Here is a 19,408-nt window from a genome sequence, read left to right as displayed (position 1 = left end):
TTAAGCACCTGCTCGGATAAGGCCTCCTAGGCCCTTAGTTTCAAGATATTGATTCAAGTGCACAAAAACTTCTTCTTGGCTTACAGAGGTGAGTGCCAATGATAGTAGCTTCTTACATTCATCCAGCGTGACTTTTCTAATAAGCCAGTTTATTTTTCTTAAGTTAAAGCCGTTCATGCTTAATCGGCGATAGCCCATACCCATCAATAATAAAGCGCCAGCAGGCTCACCCGCAATTTCACCGCAAATAGTTACTGGCACTTGGCTTTGATTAGCTTTTTGAACTACATCGTATAGCGCCCCTAAAACGGCAGGATGATAGCTATTATAAAGCCCAGCCACTCGCGTGTTATTTCTATCCACCGCCAATAGATATTGGGTTAAGTCATTACTGCCCACTGAAAAGAAATCGACGTGTTTGGCCAGTTGAGGTAGCTGATAAAGTACCGACGGCACTTCAAGCATAATACCCAGTTTTGGCTTAATCAGGCTTTGTCCAGACTCTGCAATTTCGTCAGATATCTCATAAAACGCCTGATTAATAAGGCGCTTAGATTCCTGCACTTCAGATACCGTAGATATCATGGGCAGCATAATTTGAAGGTTGCTTAGCCCTACGCTCGCCCGAAGCATTGCGCGAACCTGAACCAAGAATATTTCTGGATGGTCAAGTGTAAGACGTATGCCACGCCACCCCAAAAACGGGTTTTCTTCATTAATTGGGAAATAAGGCAGGGGTTTATCACCCCCCACATCGAGTGTACGCATGGTGATGGGTAACGAAGGTGCCGCCTCAAGTACTTGACGGTACAACAGTACTTGCTCTTGCTCTGATGGAAAACGCTCGCGCAGCATGAACGGAATTTCTGTGCGATACAACCCAACGCCAGCTCCAATTTGTTCAGCATTCAGTTCCACTTCAGCAGAAAGGCCCGCGTTAATATATAGTGACATTTTACAGCCATCTACGCTCTCGCAAGGTTTATCAGCCTCAGCGTCGATTTTATCCGCAATGGCTGACTCTTCTTCAATAAGCTGAATAAACTCGGTCTTAATGTTGCGTTCTGGCGAAATAATGACTTCGCCCGAATAACCATCAAGCAGTATTTCTTTATCTTCAAGTAGCGCTGGGGTGACATTTTGACAGCCCATTACGGCGGGTACGCCCATGGCCCTTGCTAAGATTGCTGCATGAGAGTTGTTCGAGCCACGGATTGAAATAATGCCTTTCAGCTTGTCTCGTGGAAACTCAGCAAGCATGGGGGCTGACACTTCATCGGCAACAAGAATACTGGCTTCGGTCACCGCCTTTTCAGCGATTTTTTGCCCGTTCGCTTCATACAAAATATTAGCTAAGATACGATCTGATAAATCGACGATATCGATAGCTCGCTCTTGCATGTAAGGGTCTTCCATTGCCTGAAAGCGCGCGGCATAGCTTTCTACAACCATTTTCAACGACGATGCAGCATCCCAACCTTGGCGAATTTTCTCTTCTACTTCGCGCCCTAGACTGTTGGCATCTAATAGGTGATGGTACAGCTGGAAAATGGATTTAACGTCATCGGGGATTCCGTCATCCAATCGCTGAGACAGAGCGTCAACATGCCCCCTTGTTACCTCAACACCTTTGCGGTAAAGCTGAATTTGATCTTGCGGCGACTGTGTGCGTTTTACTACCCAGTTTTTGAGGTTAATCGATTTATCTGGCGATACGCCGATACCAATAGCTAAACCAGGCGAGCCTGCAATACCACGCACATTTTTTTGCCGAGCAATGTTGTCGGTGGAGTTAGAGAGTGTCAATGCGCCGCGTATATCAGCATTAGTAATCTCTAACGCAAGCTGTGCAGCCAGAGTGACTAAAAATGCTTCTTCGTCTTCACTGAAGCGCCGCATTTGTGATTGCTGAAGGGTGATAACACCAAGAACACGCCTTTGATTGATAATGGGCGTGCCTAAAAAAGCATTATAACTTTCTTCTTTTACTTCAGGATAGTGTTTAAATCGTGGGTGGTTGTGAGCATTAACAATATTAAGTGGTTCTTCACGTTGGCCGACCAGACCAATAAGCCCCTCTGAAAACCCAATGCGTACCTGCTCTACTGCATCAGGGTGCAAACCGTCAGTCGCTTTAAGAATGAATTCTTGCGTGTCGTAATCGGCAAGGTAAATAGAACAGGAGTCAACGCTGAGGGTTTGCTTTACACGTGTAGCCAGCCTAAACAAAGCGGTATCAAGTGCAGGAATTTGATTCATTTCCTGCACGATACGTTTTAATGTAGTTAACATAGCACCTTGCTGGCTCTGAGGGCTCACCGTTTTATCCTTGTGTAATCACAGTTTGCTCGTCGCTGGGTGTTGCACATCGCCACCTTTGACACCTTTAACATCTCTGCCACCTTACACACTTTTCCCATTAGCGGCTTAACCGCGCCTGCGCTTTTTACCACGCTTGTGCGGGGCTACATTTTGGCGCTGTTGAGGTCGATGTTGCATAGACATAACTACCGGCGAGAACTCTTTCATAACTCGTCTGTATACATCTCGTTTGAACGATACAACATTTCTAATAGGATACCAGTAGCTTACCCACCTCCAGTCATCAAATTCAGGATGGCCTGTTTTTAGCACATTAACGTCGCGCTCGTTGCAATCTAGCTGCAACAAGAACCACTTTTGTTTTTGCCCTATACAAACAGGGTTGCTGCCTTGTCGAATTAATCGCTTTGGTAGCTTATATCTAAGCCAGTTACGGGTAACACTTAAAATGGTGACATCTTTCGGTGTCAGCCCTACTTCTTCGTGAAGCTCGCGGTACATAGCTTGTTCAGCAGATTCCCCTTCATCAATTCCGCCTTGAGGGAACTGCCATGAATGTTGACCATAACGTCTTGCCCAAAATACTTGACCCATTTTGTTGCAAATCACTATGCCCACATTCGCACGGAATCCATCGGCATCTATCACATAGACTCCCGGGCACACTATACTTGTATATGTTTTCATTCTTCCACAAACTATGCTCCAATCATAGTCTTAATGTTCGCCTTCGCTTTCAAACAGGAAATTAACCACCTTTATGCAACCTCCTTCATCGCCTCCATCTTCGCCAGACAGTCTTTTGAGGCGATGTCACGCCATTGCAGGTTTAACATTAGGAGAACTGGCGGACATGGCCAATGTTGCCATCCCTGCCAATTTACAGCGTCACAAAGGGTGGCCGGGCATGCTAATTGAGAAATGGCTTGGCGCAAGCGCAGGTTCAAAGCCGCAGCAGGACTTCCCCGAGTTAGGCATAGAACTTAAAACCATTCCCATCGATGCCCATTTTTCACCATTAGAGACCACATATGTTTGTTTTGCGCCGCTTTTAATGGCGCCGGGGATCACGTGGGAAACCTCAAATGTTCGGAACAAGCTACAGCAAGTACTATGGCTGCCCATAGAAGGCGACAGAGCCATTCCATTAGCACACAGGCGTGTGGCGACGGGGTTTTATTGGCGTCCAAATGAGGATGAAGACGCCATGCTTAGAAACGATTGGGAAGAATTGGTAGAACAAATTGCTACGGGACAGGTGGAATCTATTACCTCTCGACAAGGTGAGGCACTTCATATTCGCCCCAAAGCGGCTAACGGCAAGGTGCTTACCGATGCATTAGGACCTGAGGGCCAACGTATTAAAACTCGTCCTAGAGGCTTTTATTTGCGCAAAACCTTCACTCATCAAATACTGCGCAATGCATTTGGTGGGTGAAGCTTGACAGCTCATGTGGGTAGTTTGAAGGCGTAAGCACCCGGTAAAACACCTCCGTTATTTTTAAGAGCCAGACTTTAAGTGCTTGACCAAATACTCACTCAAAAACTTTTCTGAATTTATGCCCATGCGTTTTGCCACGGCTTCAAGCTTAGCGTCGCTGCGAAGCAGTACATTTTTTGCGTATTCCAATCGGTAGTGAAAAATAAACCGCCTAAAGTTTTTCTTTTCAGTAAGCTGCAAAGCTATGGCCAGTGATGTGGGGTCAATATCAGCGCCTTGGCAAAATTCAGCAAGCGTAAGGAAACGGGTTTTGTAAGCTTTCGATTCAATGGTGTAGCGCTCAGCTTTAGAAATGATACTGCTTATTTCGTAAGGCGTCGCCTTACCTTCATCTAGTCGTTCATAGTCAAGGGGCGATGGTGCAGTGCGACGAATAAAGGTTAATGAAAACAGAACGACCAACAGCGCACAACCAATCATTAAATGATGCAAGCTTTCCCAAAAGGAGACGGGGAAAAAGCCAAAGGTCGCGGCGGTAACAAGTAGAATACTCATAAAGGCTACACCAACCATGCTCCCCATTACACCGGCAAGCCTAGGCATTTTTAAGCTTTTAATGTCTACGGCCTGCTCAGGCAAATGCCTGTGATACATTTGAATATGCTCGGTGATAAGAATGCCAATCAGCAATACACTGAAACCGGTTAACAGTGAGGCAAAATAAGCAGGCCATAGCAACAAAGGCTCGCCAGTAGGTGACGCTGAAAGCCACTGTTGTTTATCATCTACTGGAATAAGCAAAACGGTGCACTGAAAACACGCCGTCACCACTGTCGGCCACCACAACCGTTTTCTTGCGGTGGGGTGCGCTAATAACATAGGTTTTATGGCTCGATAACAACAGGTTATAGCAACAACAGCAAACACATCTGACAAACCATACAAAGCTGCCAATGACGTCGCATGTGCTATTCGCAACCATTCATCTAGCATGAATAGAGGCCAGCAGACAAATGCCCCCAATAACCAGCGCATGCTGCTTAAATTAACCTTCTGAAAAAGCAGGCGCGCAAAACAGAACAAGTAAACGCCCAATAACGAATAAAGAAAGTAGTCATAGTAGTTTGAAGTCATTACCGCCCTTCTTCCTTGAAAAAAAATTTGCTAACGCAATACGTATCTACTGACATGGTTTACCAATAGATTTCACGTTGCATAGCCACTGTGCGTGTTCGCTCCATAATTCGAATAAGCGTGCTGAGTTTCTCTGCTGTCCATTTACGCACTTCGTCATGGGAGTCTACTTCGGCGTCGTCTATCGACTGCTTTAACATAAGCAGCGCATTCAGCTCATCAATACCAGTGAGCAAATCTAACCACGGTGCGCGAAAATTACCCCGCTCCTCTACAAACAAGTCACCAAGCAGAAATCCACTCCATAATGTCTGCCTAAGCATCACTTCTACAGCACTGTAATTAGCAGGACCCATGGTTTTACTTAGGGGCATGCTTTGCTGCACAGTTTGCCAACCTTGCGACAGCCAGCCTTTTGCATGATCAAGCACCGGATGGTCAAAACCCGTTGCGACTTTTTGCCACGGCTTATTCTGAATAAGACTTATGGCGTGTAGCTTAATGTCTGTGGCATCGTTGTCGAAAAACAGCTTTTCGGGCTCATGAGCCTGCATTAAACCTGTTTGTCGTCCTTGCAAATAGCTCACTACTGCAGGATGTTTGCTGAGTGTTTTGTTAAACATGCTCTTTTTAGAGAGCAAATAACGCAAACTTTGTAAGTCGTCTTGCCAGCCCCACTTTTGCGCATGGGTGACCAGCTTTTTATGCAGGGCGAGTAGCTCAGGGCACTGCAGAACCGGCAAGTAAAGCGACACACTTTGAAGCAACAAGCGTACACTCTTGGCGACTTCTGCGAGCATTTTTATTGAGCCACTTTCGCAAAACACATGCTCGTGGTGCTGCCAATGCGCCAATGCAGTTTGAACCGCGTGGCTAAATGCTTCTTCCGTGGTGGTTGTGTCTTCAAGCGCAAGGAAATCTGGCAAGTGTCGAACTTTAGCGTTAAAGCCGTGAAGTAATTGATATCCCTGCGCCGCTTTTGATACATCACTAAGGCGTACCGGCATGTTGTCGTTTATTAGCACCGCCAACGTAAACAAACTGTTGATATCACCTGACATCAACTCAAGCTCTATTTCGTTGATTGGGGAGCCGGCTTTTTCGGTGCTTGCTTCGCCACAGTCCAGCACAATCTCAACCACACTTTCACCCACATTAACCACATAGGCATTTCGAGTAAAGTGAGTGCTAAACTGTTTAGATAGCCGCGTGTTTTTTGCCGCCACATCCCAATCTTGGGGCCAAGCGCTGGCTTCAAATAGCGTAAGATCGGGCCTTGAATTATCAAGGCTCACATTGTATTCCATGCGTTTGTGCAGACCACCGCTGACCACGCCGTTAGTCTTTAGCGTTTGTTCGTATTCACCATTGTTACCTCGAACACGAAAGCCCATTTTATTGTTTTGAAAATCGAGCTTATCTGTATCGTAATAGTCGTTCTCAAGGCGCATTTCACGATGAGAGTTCACTTGAATACTGTTTTTTTGGAAAAGAGGAAGTACACGTTGAGTAAACGCATGGTGGGCATTGTCACCCGTTACAAATTTTAATTCTATTTCTGACATGGTTGCGCTAGGCACAGCTTATGATGCTGACACCTTACCTTTGTCGCTTACTTTTCGCAATGCTGGCGCCTTGAAACAAGATGCTTTAATTATACAAAAGTGGAACAAACTTGCCTTTATCGCGGTCAACCAATACCATCTTCACGTTTTAAATTCTAAAATTGGACTTCATATGATTCGAAAGTGGTTAGCAGCAGCCCTTATTGCATGCTCTTTTCAAGCATTTTCGCTACAAGATACCGCTGATTTAGAAGCGTCTTCTTCGCATTACATAAGAGATGACTTGTTTATCTTTATGCATACTGGACCTGGTCGTAACTACCGTATTCTAGGTTCAATTGAAGCAGGCACACCTATTACTGTGCTTGCACGCGATAACGATGCTGAATTCACGCAGATTACCGACAACGAAGGTCGCGAAGGCTGGGTTGAAAGCCGCTTTGTGTCAAATACCATGTCGCAAGCCGAGCAATTGCCAATCATAAGTGAGAAGCTAGCCGAGAGCCAAAGCGCACTGCAAACAGCGCAGTCTGAAAACGCCAGACTTCGCCAGCAACTTAACGATGCACGTCAGCAGGTATCGAAGCTTACAACAACTAGCGAAGAACAAGCCTCTGAGATAACTCGTCTTACCGCCAAAGTAGATAGCGCGAATAAAGATGAGCTGGTTACCTGGTTTACACGCGGTGGTATGGTAGCCGGTGTGGGTATATTACTGGGCGTAATGCTGACTTACCTTCCCAAGCGCAAGCGTAGAAACAGTGAGTGGATGTAGCGCTAGGCAACGAGTTTTAGTAACACGATTAAAAAATGGCCAGCTTTAAAGCTGGCCATTTTTGTTTTTCATTTACTGATTTTAAGCATTAGGGTCTGCTCAAATCTGATGAACAAACCTGAGATTTATTGATTATTCATCATCTTCAACTAGGGTCATCAGCGATGTGTTACCGCCTGATGCCGTAGTATCGATACTTATGGTTTTTTCAGTCATCAAACGCTGAATAAGGTTGTCATTATATTCAGCTGTGATAACTGGCAAGATAGCCCCTTCGCGAGATGACAGCATTGCTGTAATACGCGCAGTACGCTCAGTACCAGAGTCGACCACCACGCCAGATAAATCTTCATCCATTAGCAAGGTATCCAGATGCGCAAGACGCGCTACCTGGAATAAGCCTTTTGGTGCGCCAGTTGATTCAAACTTGTTTTGAATTTCAACGGCTTCTTCATAGAAGATTTCAGACACAACTGATACTACCGGGTTACCCGTTGATAGCGCAGTCACAATAGACAGTAACCAGTATTCGAAGGTTACTTCTTTATCGGCAAAACACACCAAGATCCCGCGAGGCTCTAGGTAAAGCTTGTTCGATTCACCTGTTGGGCCCGGCAGGGTTTGTGGCTTGGCAAGCTTACGTTCAACACTGGTTAACTGCTGACGCGCCGTCGCAAGCGTGCGGTTCAAGTCATCAGCAAGCTCGTCAACAATGTCTACTTTCGCAATTTTTGCCAGAAGCTGACGTACCATAGAAATACGGTCATTCAACGGCGTATGACGCCACTGCACTTCTACCGCTTTCGCTTTATCCATCATTACGTGCGCACGCTCGGCAATCTTTTCATCACCGACAAGCGCTGCATCAGTACCGTCTACATCATCAATGTGCGATGGCTTAGGTGTGGCACGTTCCATCATTAAGCGAGGCAGATAGTTAGGACCACCCGCTTTTGGACCTGTGCCAGACAATCCACGTCCACCGAAAGGCTGAACGCCAACAATAGCGCCAATCATGTTGCGGTTAATGTACACGTTACCCGCGCGGCTCTTCGCTGCTAGCTCGTTAGCACGCTCTTCAATACGCGAGTGAATGCCCATAGTTAGGCCGTAACCTGTGCCATTGATTTGCTCTAGTACACTATCAAGGTCTTTCGACTTAAAGCGAACAATATGCACCACAGGGCCGAACACTTCTTTTTCAAGCACATCAATGTTCTTGATTTCATACAAGGTTGGCGCAAAGAAAGTACCGTTTTCAAAGCCTGCTGGCATTTCATTGCGATAAAGCAGCTTAGCCTTATCTTCCATGTACTCTTGGTGATCGGTCAGGCTCTTAAGCGCCTTCTCGTCAATTACAGGGCCCACATCGGTAGCAAGCTGCGTTGGATCACCAACGGTAAGCTCTTTCATAGCGCCGGTTAGCATTTCGATAAGATCATCAGCAATTTCGTCTTGTACGAACAATACGCGAAGCGCTGAACAGCGCTGACCGGCACTTTGGAAACCAGAGTGGATCACGTCATCAACTACCTGCTCTGGCAGTGCAGTTGAATCAACGATCATACAGTTTTGACCGCCCGTCTCTGCAATCAATGGCACCTGTTCGCCACCACGTTCTGCAAGTACTTGAGAAATTAACGTACCGGTTTGCGTTGAACCTGTGAACATTACCGCTTTAATACGCTCGTCTGGAAGAAGGGTTTCGCCCACTTCTTTACCAGGCGACACAATAAGTTTCAATGCATCTTCTGGCAGGCCTACCGAGTGCATAATATCTACCGCACGCTGCGCAATAATGCTGGTTTGTTCAGCAGGCTTAGCAATAACCGTATTACCTGTTACAAGTGCCGCTGCCACTTGGCCTAAGAAAATGGCTAGCGGGAAGTTCCACGGACTGATACACAGCACAACACCACGAGGCAGTAAGCGTTGATCTTCAGCAAGCTCTTCTGCACGCGCCGCATAGTAGCGACAGAAATCAACGGCTTCACGCACTTCATCAATACTGTCTTGCGCTACTTTACCCGCTTCACGCATACAGATAGCGATAAGCTCAGCCATGTGGCGCTCAAGCGCATCTGCTGTTCGATTGAGTATTTCAGCGCGCTCGCTTACATCGCGTTTAGACCAACCTTCAAACCCTGCTTCGGCTTCATCTAATGCTTTGCGCATATCATCAGGCGTAGCGTAATGGTGATACCCTACCACGTCGTTGTGGTTAGTTGGGCTAAGTACCGCTGTCGCACCTTCTGGCACTTCACCGGTTACTTTGTAGTAGTCCTGCCAGCGTTCAAGTTCGTGTTTAAGCGCCGTTACCGCGTTGGTGTCGGTTAGGTCCAGACCACGCGAGTTATCGCGCTCTGGCGCGTACAGCCCACGTGGGGTTTTGATTAACTTGTTATAACGTACTTTCAGGCGTTGTGTTTTCTCTACCGGATCTTCAAGCAAAGACTCAACCGGTTTTTCATCGTCAACGATGGCGTTTACAAACGACGAGTTCGCGCCGTTTTCAAGAAGACGACGTACAAGGTAGGCCAATAAGTCTTCGTGTTCACCTACAGGCGCATAAACACGGCACTGGATCTTATCCTGCGTTACCACCTGATCATAAAGGGTATCGCCCATACCGTGTAGACACTGGAATTCAAAACCTTCTTTGTCGTCACCAGCAAGCTCAACAATCACAGACGCTGTGTAGGCATTGTGAGTGGCAAACTGCGGGTATATGGTGTCGCGATACTCAAGTAGACGGTTCGCACAGGCATGGTATGACACATCTGTTGACGACTTACGGGTAAATACAGGGAACTCTTCAAGGCCCGCTTGTTGAGTAAGCTTAATCTCAGTATCCCAATAGGCACCTTTAACCAAACGCACCATTAGCGGACGACCTACCTCTAGGGTAAGTTCACGCAAGTGTTCTATAACGTGGATTGCGCGTTTTTGGTAGGCCTGTACGGCCAAGCCAAAACCTGTCCAACCGTTTAGGTCTTCATCGCGAAATACGGCTTCGATAATATCTAGAGAAAGCTCTAGACGGTCAGCTTCTTCCGCATCTACCGTTAAACCGATATCGTATTCTTTTGCCATCATACACAGCGCTTTCAAACGCGGCGGAATGTCTGCCATGGCACGTTCGCGGTGAGAAAATTCAAAGCGTGGGTGAATAGCAGAAAGCTTTACCGAGATCCCCGGTGAACGTTTAGGCCCACGTCCGTTAGCCGCTTTACCGATTACTTTTATCGCTTTCACGTATGCATCGTAGTAACGCTCAGCGTCGCGCATAGTACGTGCGCCTTCGCCTAGCATGTCGTAAGAATATACGTACCCTTTCGTTTCTTTGTCTTTGGCGCGTTCTACCGCATCTTCAATGGTTTCACCCATAACGAACTGACGGCCCATCACGCGCATCGCAATGTTCATAGCACGGCGAATAACAGGTTCACCTAAGCGGCCAAGGGTTTGCTTTAACAAACCAAACTGTTCTTTCTTGCGCTTATCAGCATAGTTCACCATGTTGCCCGTAAACAACAAGCCCCATGCCGACGCGTTAACAAATAACGACTCTGAATTCCCCAAGTGAGGTGTCCACTGTCCCTGAGACAGCTTGTCACGAATAAGCTCATCTTGAGTGGCTTTGTCTGGAACACGCAGCAAAGCTTCAGCCAAGCACATCAGTACCACGCCCTCTGCTGTAGATAGCGAGTACTCATTTAATAGTGCGTCAACACCACCGTGCCCTTCTTGTTCGCGGCGAATTTGAAGCACCATCTTACGAGCGCGTTCCCATGCACGACTTCGCGCACGTGGGTTTACCTCGGCGATAGGAAGAATTTGATCCACTGCCACCGACTCGCTAATGCGATAGTAGTCTCTTATGCGCTGGCGTAGGGGTGAAGTTGTATGAAGTGTGTCGTTAATGAGCATTGCAACCCTTTCATAGAAATAGCTGTAACAAAAAGCGTTCCCGCCGTGTAAGACTGCCCACGGTTACATGGAAGCGGCTAAATAACAAGCAAAGTCGAAACCCTGCGTTGACCTGTCGTACTTCTTTTAACTTTATACTTTTGGATGAAGATCACGACTGGGCCAAATTTGCGCGGATGGTAGCACACAAAATTGCCCTGCCAAGCCCCCGCTCACAAAGTTTTTCAGTTTCTCTGTCAAGCTACGTAGTCAGTGCGTTGGATGACATTTTACATGTCGCTGAATCGTCACTGCTTTTCACTGTATCAAGGATTTCGCTAAGAGAACTTAAGTCATCAAATAGACTCCCACTCGCTAACTGAGCGAGTGTTGAACACGTATAGATTCTCCCAGCGCGACGGGCTACACACATACGCCCGTCTCTCCACAAAGGCAATTGCGAAGATTCGTGCACTGCCTTTTCGTCTTCACAGGGCCTGCTTGTTTTGAGTTAGGCTTCCAAGTAGAAATTAAAAAACCGTCTACACTATAAAAAAACATAATTATAAATAGATAGGTATTTGCCAATGTGGTTACGAAAATTTAGTTTAATTCAACGTTTGGGCATTATTGTTGGGCTAATTACGCTGCTGTTTATATTGCTAACAGCAGTCGTATTAAACAGGCACTACGAAGCACTGAAGCAAAAATCTTACGATGAAAACCAACACCTAGTTGAAGTGGTTCATACCATGCTTGGTAGCTTTGAAGCGCGTACCGACGTAGATGAGGCTACCGCAAAACGACAGGCGCTAGAGGCGGTAAAGGCGCTGAGGTATGACGGCAGTAACTACTTTTGGATTCAGGACCAAACCCCGTCTATGGTTATGCACCCCATAAAGCCCGCGTTAGATGGCAAAGACCTCAGGACTTTTAAAGACGGGAACGGCAAAACCTTTTTTATTGAGATGGCGCAAAAAATCAAAGCGAACGGTGATGGTTTCGTTGATTACGTCTGGCCCCTTCCTGGCGAAGAAACACCTACCGATAAGATCTCTTATGTGAAAGAGTTCAAGCCGTGGGGTTGGACTGTGGGTTCGGGCATATACCTTACTAATCTCGAAAAAGAGTTTTCCCACCTTCGCAACCTGATTGTGGTGTTTTGTTTGGTTAGCGTTGTTTTGGTTGTGGTACTGGTATATGTGATTGGCGGTAGCATTGTAAAACCTGTTCAAGAAGTAACAGAACGCATGAAAGATATTTCTCAGGGAGAAGGCGATTTAACACGTTCTCTTCCAGAGACAGGACAAGATGAGATCACTCGTTTGGCGCGCTATTTCAATGAGTACACCGATAAAATGCGCCAGTCATTATTAGGTATTCGCGAAAATATCAGTTCTCTTACTCAGCAAGCAGAACTAGTGGAAACATCGAGTCAAAATAGTAATGCACAAGCACAAACGCAGAACGAAAATATGCTGCAAGTTGCCGCTGCAATGGAGGAAATGACGACTCAAATTAACGACGTGAGCAGCAATGCAGACTCTGCGGAAAAAAGTACCATTAGCGCTCGCGGCAATGTTCAAAATGGTGCGGCGGTAGTAGACAGCACGGTTAAAGACATTCGTTCACTCACCTCGGATATAGAAAGTGTGAGTACGGTGGTTACCGAACTTGCTGCGCAAACAGACAGTATTGGCGCTGTGTTAGACGTTATTCGCGGTATTGCAGAACAAACGAACTTACTGGCCCTTAACGCCGCTATTGAAGCCGCTAGAGCAGGTGAGCAAGGACGAGGTTTCGCCGTTGTAGCTGATGAAGTACGTACACTAGCAAGTCGAACCGGACAAAGTACCGATGAAATTCAAGCAATGATAGAAAAACTGCAAAGTAATGCCAAAAGCGCTGTAGATGCGGTAAAAGTGAGCCAATCAGCGTCAGCCACAACAGTGGATAATGCTATTCAAGCAAATCAAAACCTACAGGAAGCTGATCGTTTGATGACAGAAATAGCGGACATGAGTAGTGAAATTGCAAGAGCTACTGAACAACAAGCGGAGGCCGCTACAGAAGCCAACATGCGTATAAACGCACTATCTGGCGCAGCCGATAGTAGTTTGAGAACAGCTGATGAGTTAGCTGCTGCTAGCGAAGCACTTAAGCGCAGCTGCTTAGCTATTATGGAGATAGCAAACCGCTTCAAGCTGTAAACTTTATTTCTTTTTAGGCCTGATAGAGGAGTGAATTAGAATTCTCGTATTCAGGCCTGCCTCCCCCTACTGTTTGCTTCACTCTATACCCTACTCTACCTTTTTCACTATTTTCATCGTTTAATAGAAGACTGAACTTTGTCGTGACTTGGCATTCTTAAACTATCAGTGGCTCGCTCTGCCTGTGGAACAATAGGTCTGAGTGCATTACACTCAGACACTAAAAGTCGCTACGTGCCGATTTCCGCTTTTTAATTGGCTTTTCCACTGGAATTAAGTAGTAACTTATTGCTCGTAACGGTAGACACGTATCAAATCAAGGAGTTGAATATGAGTAGTGGTTCAAAGGGTAAGCCTATTTTATTATGGGTTGTCGGTTTTTTCGTATTGCTATTCTTGGTGTACTTTTTATTCGCCAATGCCATTATTAAGTCCATCCTTGAATCAAAACTGGGTGAGTCCTACGGGGCAGAAGTAAATATCGATGAATTCGATCATTCTCTTTTTCCAACAACGGTAACGCTAAAAGGTATTGCGCTAACCAACCCCACTAAGCCATCACACAACCAAGTTTTTGTGGGTGAAGCGAATGCGGACGTAGAGTTAAAGCCACTGCTTGATGATCAGGTTATTGTTAATAACTTAAACCTACTTAAAGTACAGTTTGATACTGAACGTGAGTCTGAAGGTGAAGTGTATCGCGTTCCAGAACGCTCTCTGTCGTTTGACGAAATTAAAGCAAAAGCCAAAGAAGCCGTGCCTACGGTTGACGAACTTCTCGCCCGCAATCCACTAAAAACCACTGCTGCCATTGAAAATGCAAAGTCTGCTTACGAAACCTATGGAAAAGGTTTGAAAGAAGACTATGAATCTTTACCTGATAAGTCGCGCATTGAGTACTATAAAACACAGGTAGCCCAGCTAAAAGAAACAAACTACAAAGACCCACAAGCTTTGGTACAGGCGAAATCTTCGTTTGATAAATTAAAAGAAGAAATGCAGGCAGACCGCGCGCTTATTAGCAAATTCACGGAAAAAGCGAGTGATGCCAAACAAGCCCTAAGCGAAAGTGTTGAAGCACTAAAGAAAGCGCCACAAGAAGATTACGCGCTGCTGAAAGGGGTAATTGCAGGTGACCAAGCGGCACTTTCTCAAGTAACTTACTTTGTGTTTGGTGACAAAGCGGCGGAATACACGGAGTACCTTTTGGCAGCAATGCAAATTGTTATGCCGCTCATTCAAGGTGAAGAAAAAAGTGAAGCACCGACTGAAGTGCCCTCGATTTTGGTGAAAGAAGCCAATGTATCAGTGCTTTGGCAAAATGAATCTATCACCAGCAAATGGAACAATATTACAAACGTTCACGAAGTATTCGGTAACCCCACCACCTTTACTATTGAAGCAGCGGGCGAGTTATTAAAGTCGTTTACTTCCAGCGGTGAATTCTGGATTGACGGCGACGGTGTTGATGCCAGCCAAGTCTGGCAGCTAGCCGGCGTAAATATGTCTAACATTTCGTTTAGCGGTAATGAAACGCTAAATGCGGTGCTTAAATCAGCGCTGATGAAAACCAATGGTTCGATGAAAGTCACAGATAACATGCTTACTGGTTCGGGCGAAGTTGACCTTCAACAGCTCGTTATGGAAGCAACTGGAACCAGTGATATCACTAGTGCTATTGCGCAGGCACTGCAAACGTTAACCAGCTTGAACATGACGATGCTGCTAGACGGCACGCTTTCAGATCCTGGCTTTAACATTAAGTCTGATCTTGATAACAAGCTGGCCAAAGCGGCGCTTTCACAGCTTACTGCCAGCCAAAAAGACAAGCTGGATGAATTAAACAATAAACTCAACAGCATGATAAGCAACGAGCAATCATTGCTATCAGGCGAGCTTGTCGACGTAAACAGTATGCTTAGCGCGGCCCAAGGCGACAGCGCAGCTCTTCAGGAACTACTTCAAGCTCAACTTAACAGCGTTGTTGAGCAGCAAAAAAGTAAGCTGTTTGATAAATTGAAGGGAAAATTGGGCCAAGGTGAATAATGCGCCTTTGACTCGACGCTGCTTCGCGGCATAATAAGACTCAGCAGAGGCGAAGAGCCTCTGCTTTTTTTCCGCTTAACCACATTGTCAGGTGAATCTGTGTTGCAAGGTAAATGGCTTCCCATTGTATTGATAGTACTGCTTGGTCTATTGCAATACAGGCTATGGTTTGGAAAAAATAGTATTCCCGATTACTTCAACCGAAAACAAGAAGTTCACTCTCAAGCTCTTCAAAATGCCAACCTCGCTCAGCGCAATGCCCTACTTAAAGCTGATATTAGCGATTTAAAAATTGGTCTAGAAGCCATTGAAGAAAGAGCCCGAAATGAACTCGGTCTGATCAAAAAGGGAGAAACCTTCTACCGTATTTTGCCCGCAGATTCTAAGTGAACAAAATGACATCGCCCCGCGTTGTTGCGGTTATCCCCGCAGCCGGAGTTGGCAGCCGAATGCAGGCTGACCGCCCAAAGCAATACCTCACCTTAAATGGTAAAACTATTCTTGAGCACACGATTGACGCGCTGCTACAGCATCCGTTAATCGACGACGTGATCGTAGCGATAAGCCCAGGTGACGCGTATTTTGATCAATATCAGTTACGTGAAAAACCCATTCGCGTTGTAGATGGCGGAAAGGAACGCGCTGATAGCGTATTGAACGGGCTTATGTCACTTGGCGAGAACGATTGGGCATTGGTTCACGATGCCGCGAGGCCTTGTATAGAAGAGAGCGATATTTCCGCGCTGCTCGAATTAATGAACAGTGATGACGTTTCTGGCGGCATTCTAGCAACGCCGGTTCGTGACACCATGAAGCGGGTCAAACCTTCAACTAATGTTATTTCTCATACTGAGGATCGAGACGGTCTTTGGCACGCTTTAACGCCTCAACTTTTTCCAGCAACATTGCTAAAACGCGCTCTTCAAAATGGTTTATCACAAGGCGCGAATATCACAGACGAAGCCTCTGCCATGGAGCTTGAAGGCTATAAAGTTGCCATGGTAAGCGGAAGTCCGGCAAATATAAAAATAACGCATCCGGCCGATCTTCCGTTGGCAGAATTTTATCTTAAGCAAAAATTTAGCGCGCAAGGCCAGAACGCTCAAAACTACAGAGTTCAAAGCCACAGCGCAAAAAATCAAAAGGCACAATCATAATGCGAATTGGACACGGATTTGATGTACACAAGTTTGGCGGTAAAGGCCCCATCACAATAGGGGGAGTCAGTATCGACTATGAGCAAGGACTTTTAGCCCACTCAGATGGCGATGTTTTGCTACACGCATTGTGTGATGCAATGCTAGGAGCAGCAGCACTCGGTGATATTGGCAAGCACTTCCCTGACACAGACGACGCTTACGCGGGTGCAGACAGCCGCGTGCTGCTGCGTCACGTTGTCAATGTAGTAAAGGAGAAAGGCTACGGCTTAAGTAATGCAGATATGACCATTGTGGCGCAAGCACCTAAAATGGCGCCGCATATAGCTGCTATGCGCGAGATTATTGCCCAAGACTGCAACGTATCGCTTGACGACATCAACGTAAAAGCAACGACCACTGAAAAGCTAGGCTATACAGGCCGTAAAGAAGGCATTGCCTCTCACGCCGTTGTTCTACTGGAAAAATTATGAAGCCTTTACACACTGACCACTGGCTGTACTATTTCGCAAAGCCTGTATCCACCGGTATTTTTAAATTCCAAGCCGACGATTTTCAAGTTGTCGAGGATTTGGGTTATACCCCTTGTGGTGAAGGCGAGCACCAGTTTGTATTTATTGAAAAAACCAACACTAATACCGCGTTTGTCGCTGAGCAGCTAGCCCGTTTCGTTAACCTTCCATTACGCCAAATTACCTATGCTGGTCGCAAAGACAAATACGCGGTAACGCAACAGTGGTTTGGTATTCACGCGCCGGGTAAGCCTGACTTCGACTTCAGCAACTTTGAACTGGAAGGCGTTAAAGTGCTTAAGCAAATGCGTCACAATAAAAAGTTGCGAACCGGTCAGCTTAAAGGCAATCACTTTACGATTACCCTGCGCCAGGTACTGCATCCTGAGGCCATTGAAGAGCGTCTTCAGGAAATTGAAAAGCACGGTGTGCCAAACTATTACGGCGAACAACGCTTTGGCGTGATGCGCTTAAATGACATGGGTGAAGTGCAGCGCGGTGGAAACCTGGTAATGGCCGAGCGGATGGTAAACGGTGAAACCATCAGACACCGCAACAAACGTTCCATGGCGCTTTCTGCACTGCGCAGCTGGCTATTTAATGAAATGCTTTCTGCACGTTTAGAAAAAGACGTGTTCGACAAGGTCACTCACGGCGACGCGCTGGTGCTTTCGGGTTCTAACAGCTTTTTCATCAACGAAGGTTCTGACGGCTCTGAGCAACAGCAAGACGCACAACGTCGTTTTAATGCCAAAGATGTGTGCCCATCGGCTCCACTTTGGGGTAAAGGAGACCTTGTTACGCAAGCTGACACGCTCGTTTTAGAACAGGCTGTTGCTGAGCAAAATAGTGAAGTTATCGACTTTTTAAGCCAATGCGGGCTCGAACAAGAGCGTCGAGCGATAAAAATATGGCCTTCACAGCTTGAATGGCAGAGCAAGGGTGATACATTTACTATCTCATTTGCACTTCCAAGCGGCTGCTTTGCAACCTCAGTCCTTAGAGAGTGCGTAGAGACCTTATCCCCAATTAATCGGGTTTAACAGTATTGATAAAAAAGTGTGGCGCGCAACAGACTTAACCTCGCGTAGCTGTGAATAAAAATAAAGGAAAGTACGCAACATCATGAGAGCTTCTAGAAAAGGAGACGCGTTAGCACAACTGCTTTATAACGAGGGAATACGTTCGCAAGCAGTATTGAACGCCATTGCTGGTACGCCGCGGGAGAGCTTTTTACCCGACGCGCTGAAACATAAGGCCTATCAAAATACGGCACTGCCGATAGGTCAAGGACAAACCATTTCGCAGCCTTATATTGTTGCGAAAATGACAGAGTTGCTGCTAGGTAGTCCCAACAAACCCGAGAAAGTGTTAGAAATTGGTACGGGATCAGGTTATCAGACCGCTATTCTTGCGCAGCTATTCGCCAAAGTATTCAGTGTTGAACGTATTAAATCGTTGCAGTTCCAAGCGAAACGTCGAATGAATCAGCTCGACCTTCACAATATTGCAATGAAACACGGCGATGGTTGGAAAGGTTGGGCGTCCAAGGGCCCTTACGATGCCATTATTGTCACCGCCGCCGCTGCAAGTCTTCCACAGGATTTGTGCGATCAGCTTAAAGAAGGCGGGCGGTTGATTATTCCCGTAGGTAACGAGCAACAATCGTTACTGTGTATTGATAGGATTGAAGGTGAACTAAAAACATCGACCATTGAATCGGTCCGATTTGTTCCCCTTGTAGCAGGAGAGCTAATGTGAAGCTTTTTGAGCCATGTTATGACATGGCGTTACGCTGGGCGAGACATCGTCACGCAACCAAATATTTGGGCGGGTTAAGCTTCTCAGAGTCGGTTTTCTTCCCTATTCCACCTGATGTTATGCTCGCTCCAATGGCACTGTCCCAGCCTGCTAGAGCATGGCAGTTCGCTTTTATTACGACCATCGCGTCGATTTTGGGCGGTATAGCTGGCTATTGGCTTGGTTACTTTGCTTTCGATGCTTGGCTGGCGCCGCTTATCGAGAGCTGGGGGTATACCCACAAAATAGACACGGCAATGCAGTGGTTTAAAGACTACGGCGTATGGGTAGTTTTTCTTGCTGGCTTTTCGCCTATTCCCTATAAAATCTTTACTGTAAGTGCTGGATTCTTGCAAATGGCTTTCTTACCCTTTGTACTTGCATCGGCCATTGGACGAGGCGCCCGCTTCTTTTTGGTTGCCGCGCTTATGCGTTGGGGTGGTGCAGCCATGGAACAAAAGCTAAGACAGTATGTAGAAGTGCTAGGATGGGCTGTCGTCATTCTTGCCATACTCGCTTATTTATTACTGCGATGAC

Annotated in this window: 15 protein-coding genes; 10 read left to right on the top strand and 5 right to left on the bottom strand. The window is 46.3% G+C overall.

Annotated elements, in window-relative coordinates; all coding sequences use genetic code 11:
- Entirely contained in the window at positions 1 to 2,292 is a 2,292-nt protein-coding gene (gene ptsP, locus AC27KT_RS11140; RefSeq protein WP_487130277.1) for a phosphoenolpyruvate--protein phosphotransferase, read from the bottom strand.
- A 135-nt stretch (positions 2,293 to 2,427) separates the two neighbouring features.
- Positions 2,428 to 2,970 carry an RNA pyrophosphohydrolase gene (gene rppH, locus AC27KT_RS11135; RefSeq protein ID WP_487130275.1) on the bottom strand — a complete coding sequence of 181 codons (543 nt, stop codon included), beginning with the start codon at positions 2,968 to 2,970 and terminating at the stop codon, positions 2,428 to 2,430.
- Positions 2,971 to 3,082: 112 nt separating this feature from the next.
- On the opposite strand from rppH, the gene mutH reads away from it, so the two are divergent.
- Positions 3,083 to 3,760, top strand: a complete 678-nt coding sequence (mutH, locus tag AC27KT_RS11130) for a DNA mismatch repair endonuclease MutH (protein WP_487129949.1) — start codon at positions 3,083 to 3,085, stop codon at positions 3,758 to 3,760.
- Positions 3,761 to 3,823: 63 nt separating this feature from the next.
- On the opposite strand, the gene AC27KT_RS11125 is transcribed toward mutH, so the two are convergent.
- Entirely contained in the window at positions 3,824 to 4,897 is a 1,074-nt protein-coding gene (locus AC27KT_RS11125) for a helix-turn-helix domain-containing protein (protein ID WP_487129947.1), read from the bottom strand.
- A 59-nt stretch (positions 4,898 to 4,956) separates the two neighbouring features.
- Positions 4,957 to 6,462 carry a CYTH domain-containing protein gene (locus AC27KT_RS11120; protein WP_487129945.1) on the bottom strand — a complete coding sequence of 502 codons (1,506 nt, stop codon included), beginning with the start codon at positions 6,460 to 6,462 and terminating at the stop codon, positions 4,957 to 4,959.
- Between the two features lie 172 nt (positions 6,463 to 6,634).
- Between AC27KT_RS11120 and AC27KT_RS11115 the strand changes: the two genes are divergently transcribed.
- Positions 6,635 to 7,237, top strand: coding sequence for a TIGR04211 family SH3 domain-containing protein (locus AC27KT_RS11115; RefSeq protein WP_487129943.1), 603 nt, complete (start codon positions 6,635 to 6,637; stop codon positions 7,235 to 7,237).
- Positions 7,238 to 7,369: 132 nt separating this feature from the next.
- On the opposite strand, the gene putA is transcribed toward AC27KT_RS11115, so the two are convergent.
- Positions 7,370 to 11,167, bottom strand: coding sequence for a bifunctional proline dehydrogenase/L-glutamate gamma-semialdehyde dehydrogenase PutA (gene putA, locus AC27KT_RS11110; protein ID WP_487129941.1), 3,798 nt, complete (start codon positions 11,165 to 11,167; stop codon positions 7,370 to 7,372).
- 566 nt (positions 11,168 to 11,733) lie between these two features.
- On the opposite strand from putA, the gene AC27KT_RS11105 reads away from it, so the two are divergent.
- From AC27KT_RS11105 to AC27KT_RS11070, 8 genes are all read left to right on the top strand, one after another.
- Positions 11,734 to 13,356 carry a methyl-accepting chemotaxis protein gene (locus tag AC27KT_RS11105; RefSeq protein ID WP_487129939.1) on the top strand — a complete coding sequence of 541 codons (1,623 nt, stop codon included), beginning with the start codon at positions 11,734 to 11,736 and terminating at the stop codon, positions 13,354 to 13,356.
- A gap of 330 nt (positions 13,357 to 13,686) precedes the next feature.
- Entirely contained in the window at positions 13,687 to 15,402 is a 1,716-nt protein-coding gene (locus tag AC27KT_RS11100) for a TIGR03545 family protein (protein WP_487129937.1), read from the top strand.
- A 99-nt stretch (positions 15,403 to 15,501) separates the two neighbouring features.
- Entirely contained in the window at positions 15,502 to 15,792 is a 291-nt protein-coding gene (ftsB, locus tag AC27KT_RS11095) for a cell division protein FtsB (RefSeq protein ID WP_014948164.1), read from the top strand.
- Between the two features lie 5 nt (positions 15,793 to 15,797).
- Entirely contained in the window at positions 15,798 to 16,559 is a 762-nt protein-coding gene (gene ispD / locus AC27KT_RS11090) for a 2-C-methyl-D-erythritol 4-phosphate cytidylyltransferase (protein ID WP_487129935.1), read from the top strand.
- Positions 16,559 to 17,032 (top strand): 2-C-methyl-D-erythritol 2,4-cyclodiphosphate synthase, encoded by a 474-nt coding sequence (gene ispF / locus AC27KT_RS11085; protein ID WP_487129933.1) that lies wholly within the window; start codon positions 16,559 to 16,561, stop codon positions 17,030 to 17,032. Before ispD ends, ispF begins: the two co-directional genes overlap by 1 nt.
- A complete protein-coding gene (gene truD / locus AC27KT_RS11080) occupies positions 17,029 to 18,114 on the top strand; it encodes a tRNA pseudouridine(13) synthase TruD (protein ID WP_487129931.1) in 1,086 nt (361 codons plus the stop codon). Before ispF ends, truD begins: the two co-directional genes overlap by 4 nt.
- An 82-nt stretch (positions 18,115 to 18,196) precedes the next feature.
- Positions 18,197 to 18,832: a protein-L-isoaspartate(D-aspartate) O-methyltransferase gene (locus AC27KT_RS11075; RefSeq protein WP_136780390.1), complete on the top strand. Its 636-nt coding sequence runs from the start codon at positions 18,197 to 18,199 to the stop codon at positions 18,830 to 18,832.
- Positions 18,829 to 19,407, top strand: a complete 579-nt coding sequence (locus AC27KT_RS11070) for a YqaA family protein (protein ID WP_487129928.1) — start codon at positions 18,829 to 18,831, stop codon at positions 19,405 to 19,407. The genes AC27KT_RS11075 and AC27KT_RS11070 overlap by 4 nt, the downstream gene beginning before the upstream one ends.
- Position 19,408: the final 1 nt, after the last annotated feature.

Source organism: Alteromonas sp. 5NW40-0090 (assembly GCF_057552975.1).
The sequence above is the reverse complement of the archived record's forward strand: the minus strand, read 5'-3'. Positions and strand labels throughout refer to the sequence as shown.

What these genes read in the sequence shown, in the direction of transcription:
- putA (WP_487129941.1), bottom strand. Translation starts at nt 11,167, where the DNA reads ATGCTCATTAACGACACACTTCATACAACTTCACCCCTACGCCAGCGC.
- truD (WP_487129931.1), top strand. Translation starts at nt 17,029, where the DNA reads ATGAAGCCTTTACACACTGACCACTGGCTGTACTATTTCGCAAAGCCT.
- mutH (WP_487129949.1), top strand. Translation starts at nt 3,083, where the DNA reads ATGCAACCTCCTTCATCGCCTCCATCTTCGCCAGACAGTCTTTTGAGG.
- AC27KT_RS11100 (WP_487129937.1), top strand. Translation starts at nt 13,687, where the DNA reads ATGAGTAGTGGTTCAAAGGGTAAGCCTATTTTATTATGGGTTGTCGGT.
- ispF (WP_487129933.1), top strand. Translation starts at nt 16,559, where the DNA reads ATGCGAATTGGACACGGATTTGATGTACACAAGTTTGGCGGTAAAGGC.
- ispD (WP_487129935.1), top strand. Translation starts at nt 15,798, where the DNA reads ATGACATCGCCCCGCGTTGTTGCGGTTATCCCCGCAGCCGGAGTTGGC.
- AC27KT_RS11105 (WP_487129939.1), top strand. Translation starts at nt 11,734, where the DNA reads ATGTGGTTACGAAAATTTAGTTTAATTCAACGTTTGGGCATTATTGTT.
- AC27KT_RS11125 (WP_487129947.1), bottom strand. Translation starts at nt 4,897, where the DNA reads ATGACTTCAAACTACTATGACTACTTTCTTTATTCGTTATTGGGCGTT.
- AC27KT_RS11120 (WP_487129945.1), bottom strand. Translation starts at nt 6,462, where the DNA reads ATGTCAGAAATAGAATTAAAATTTGTAACGGGTGACAATGCCCACCAT.
- ptsP (WP_487130277.1), bottom strand. Translation starts at nt 2,292, where the DNA reads ATGTTAACTACATTAAAACGTATCGTGCAGGAAATGAATCAAATTCCT.
- AC27KT_RS11115 (WP_487129943.1), top strand. Translation starts at nt 6,635, where the DNA reads ATGATTCGAAAGTGGTTAGCAGCAGCCCTTATTGCATGCTCTTTTCAA.
- AC27KT_RS11075 (WP_136780390.1), top strand. Translation starts at nt 18,197, where the DNA reads ATGAGAGCTTCTAGAAAAGGAGACGCGTTAGCACAACTGCTTTATAAC.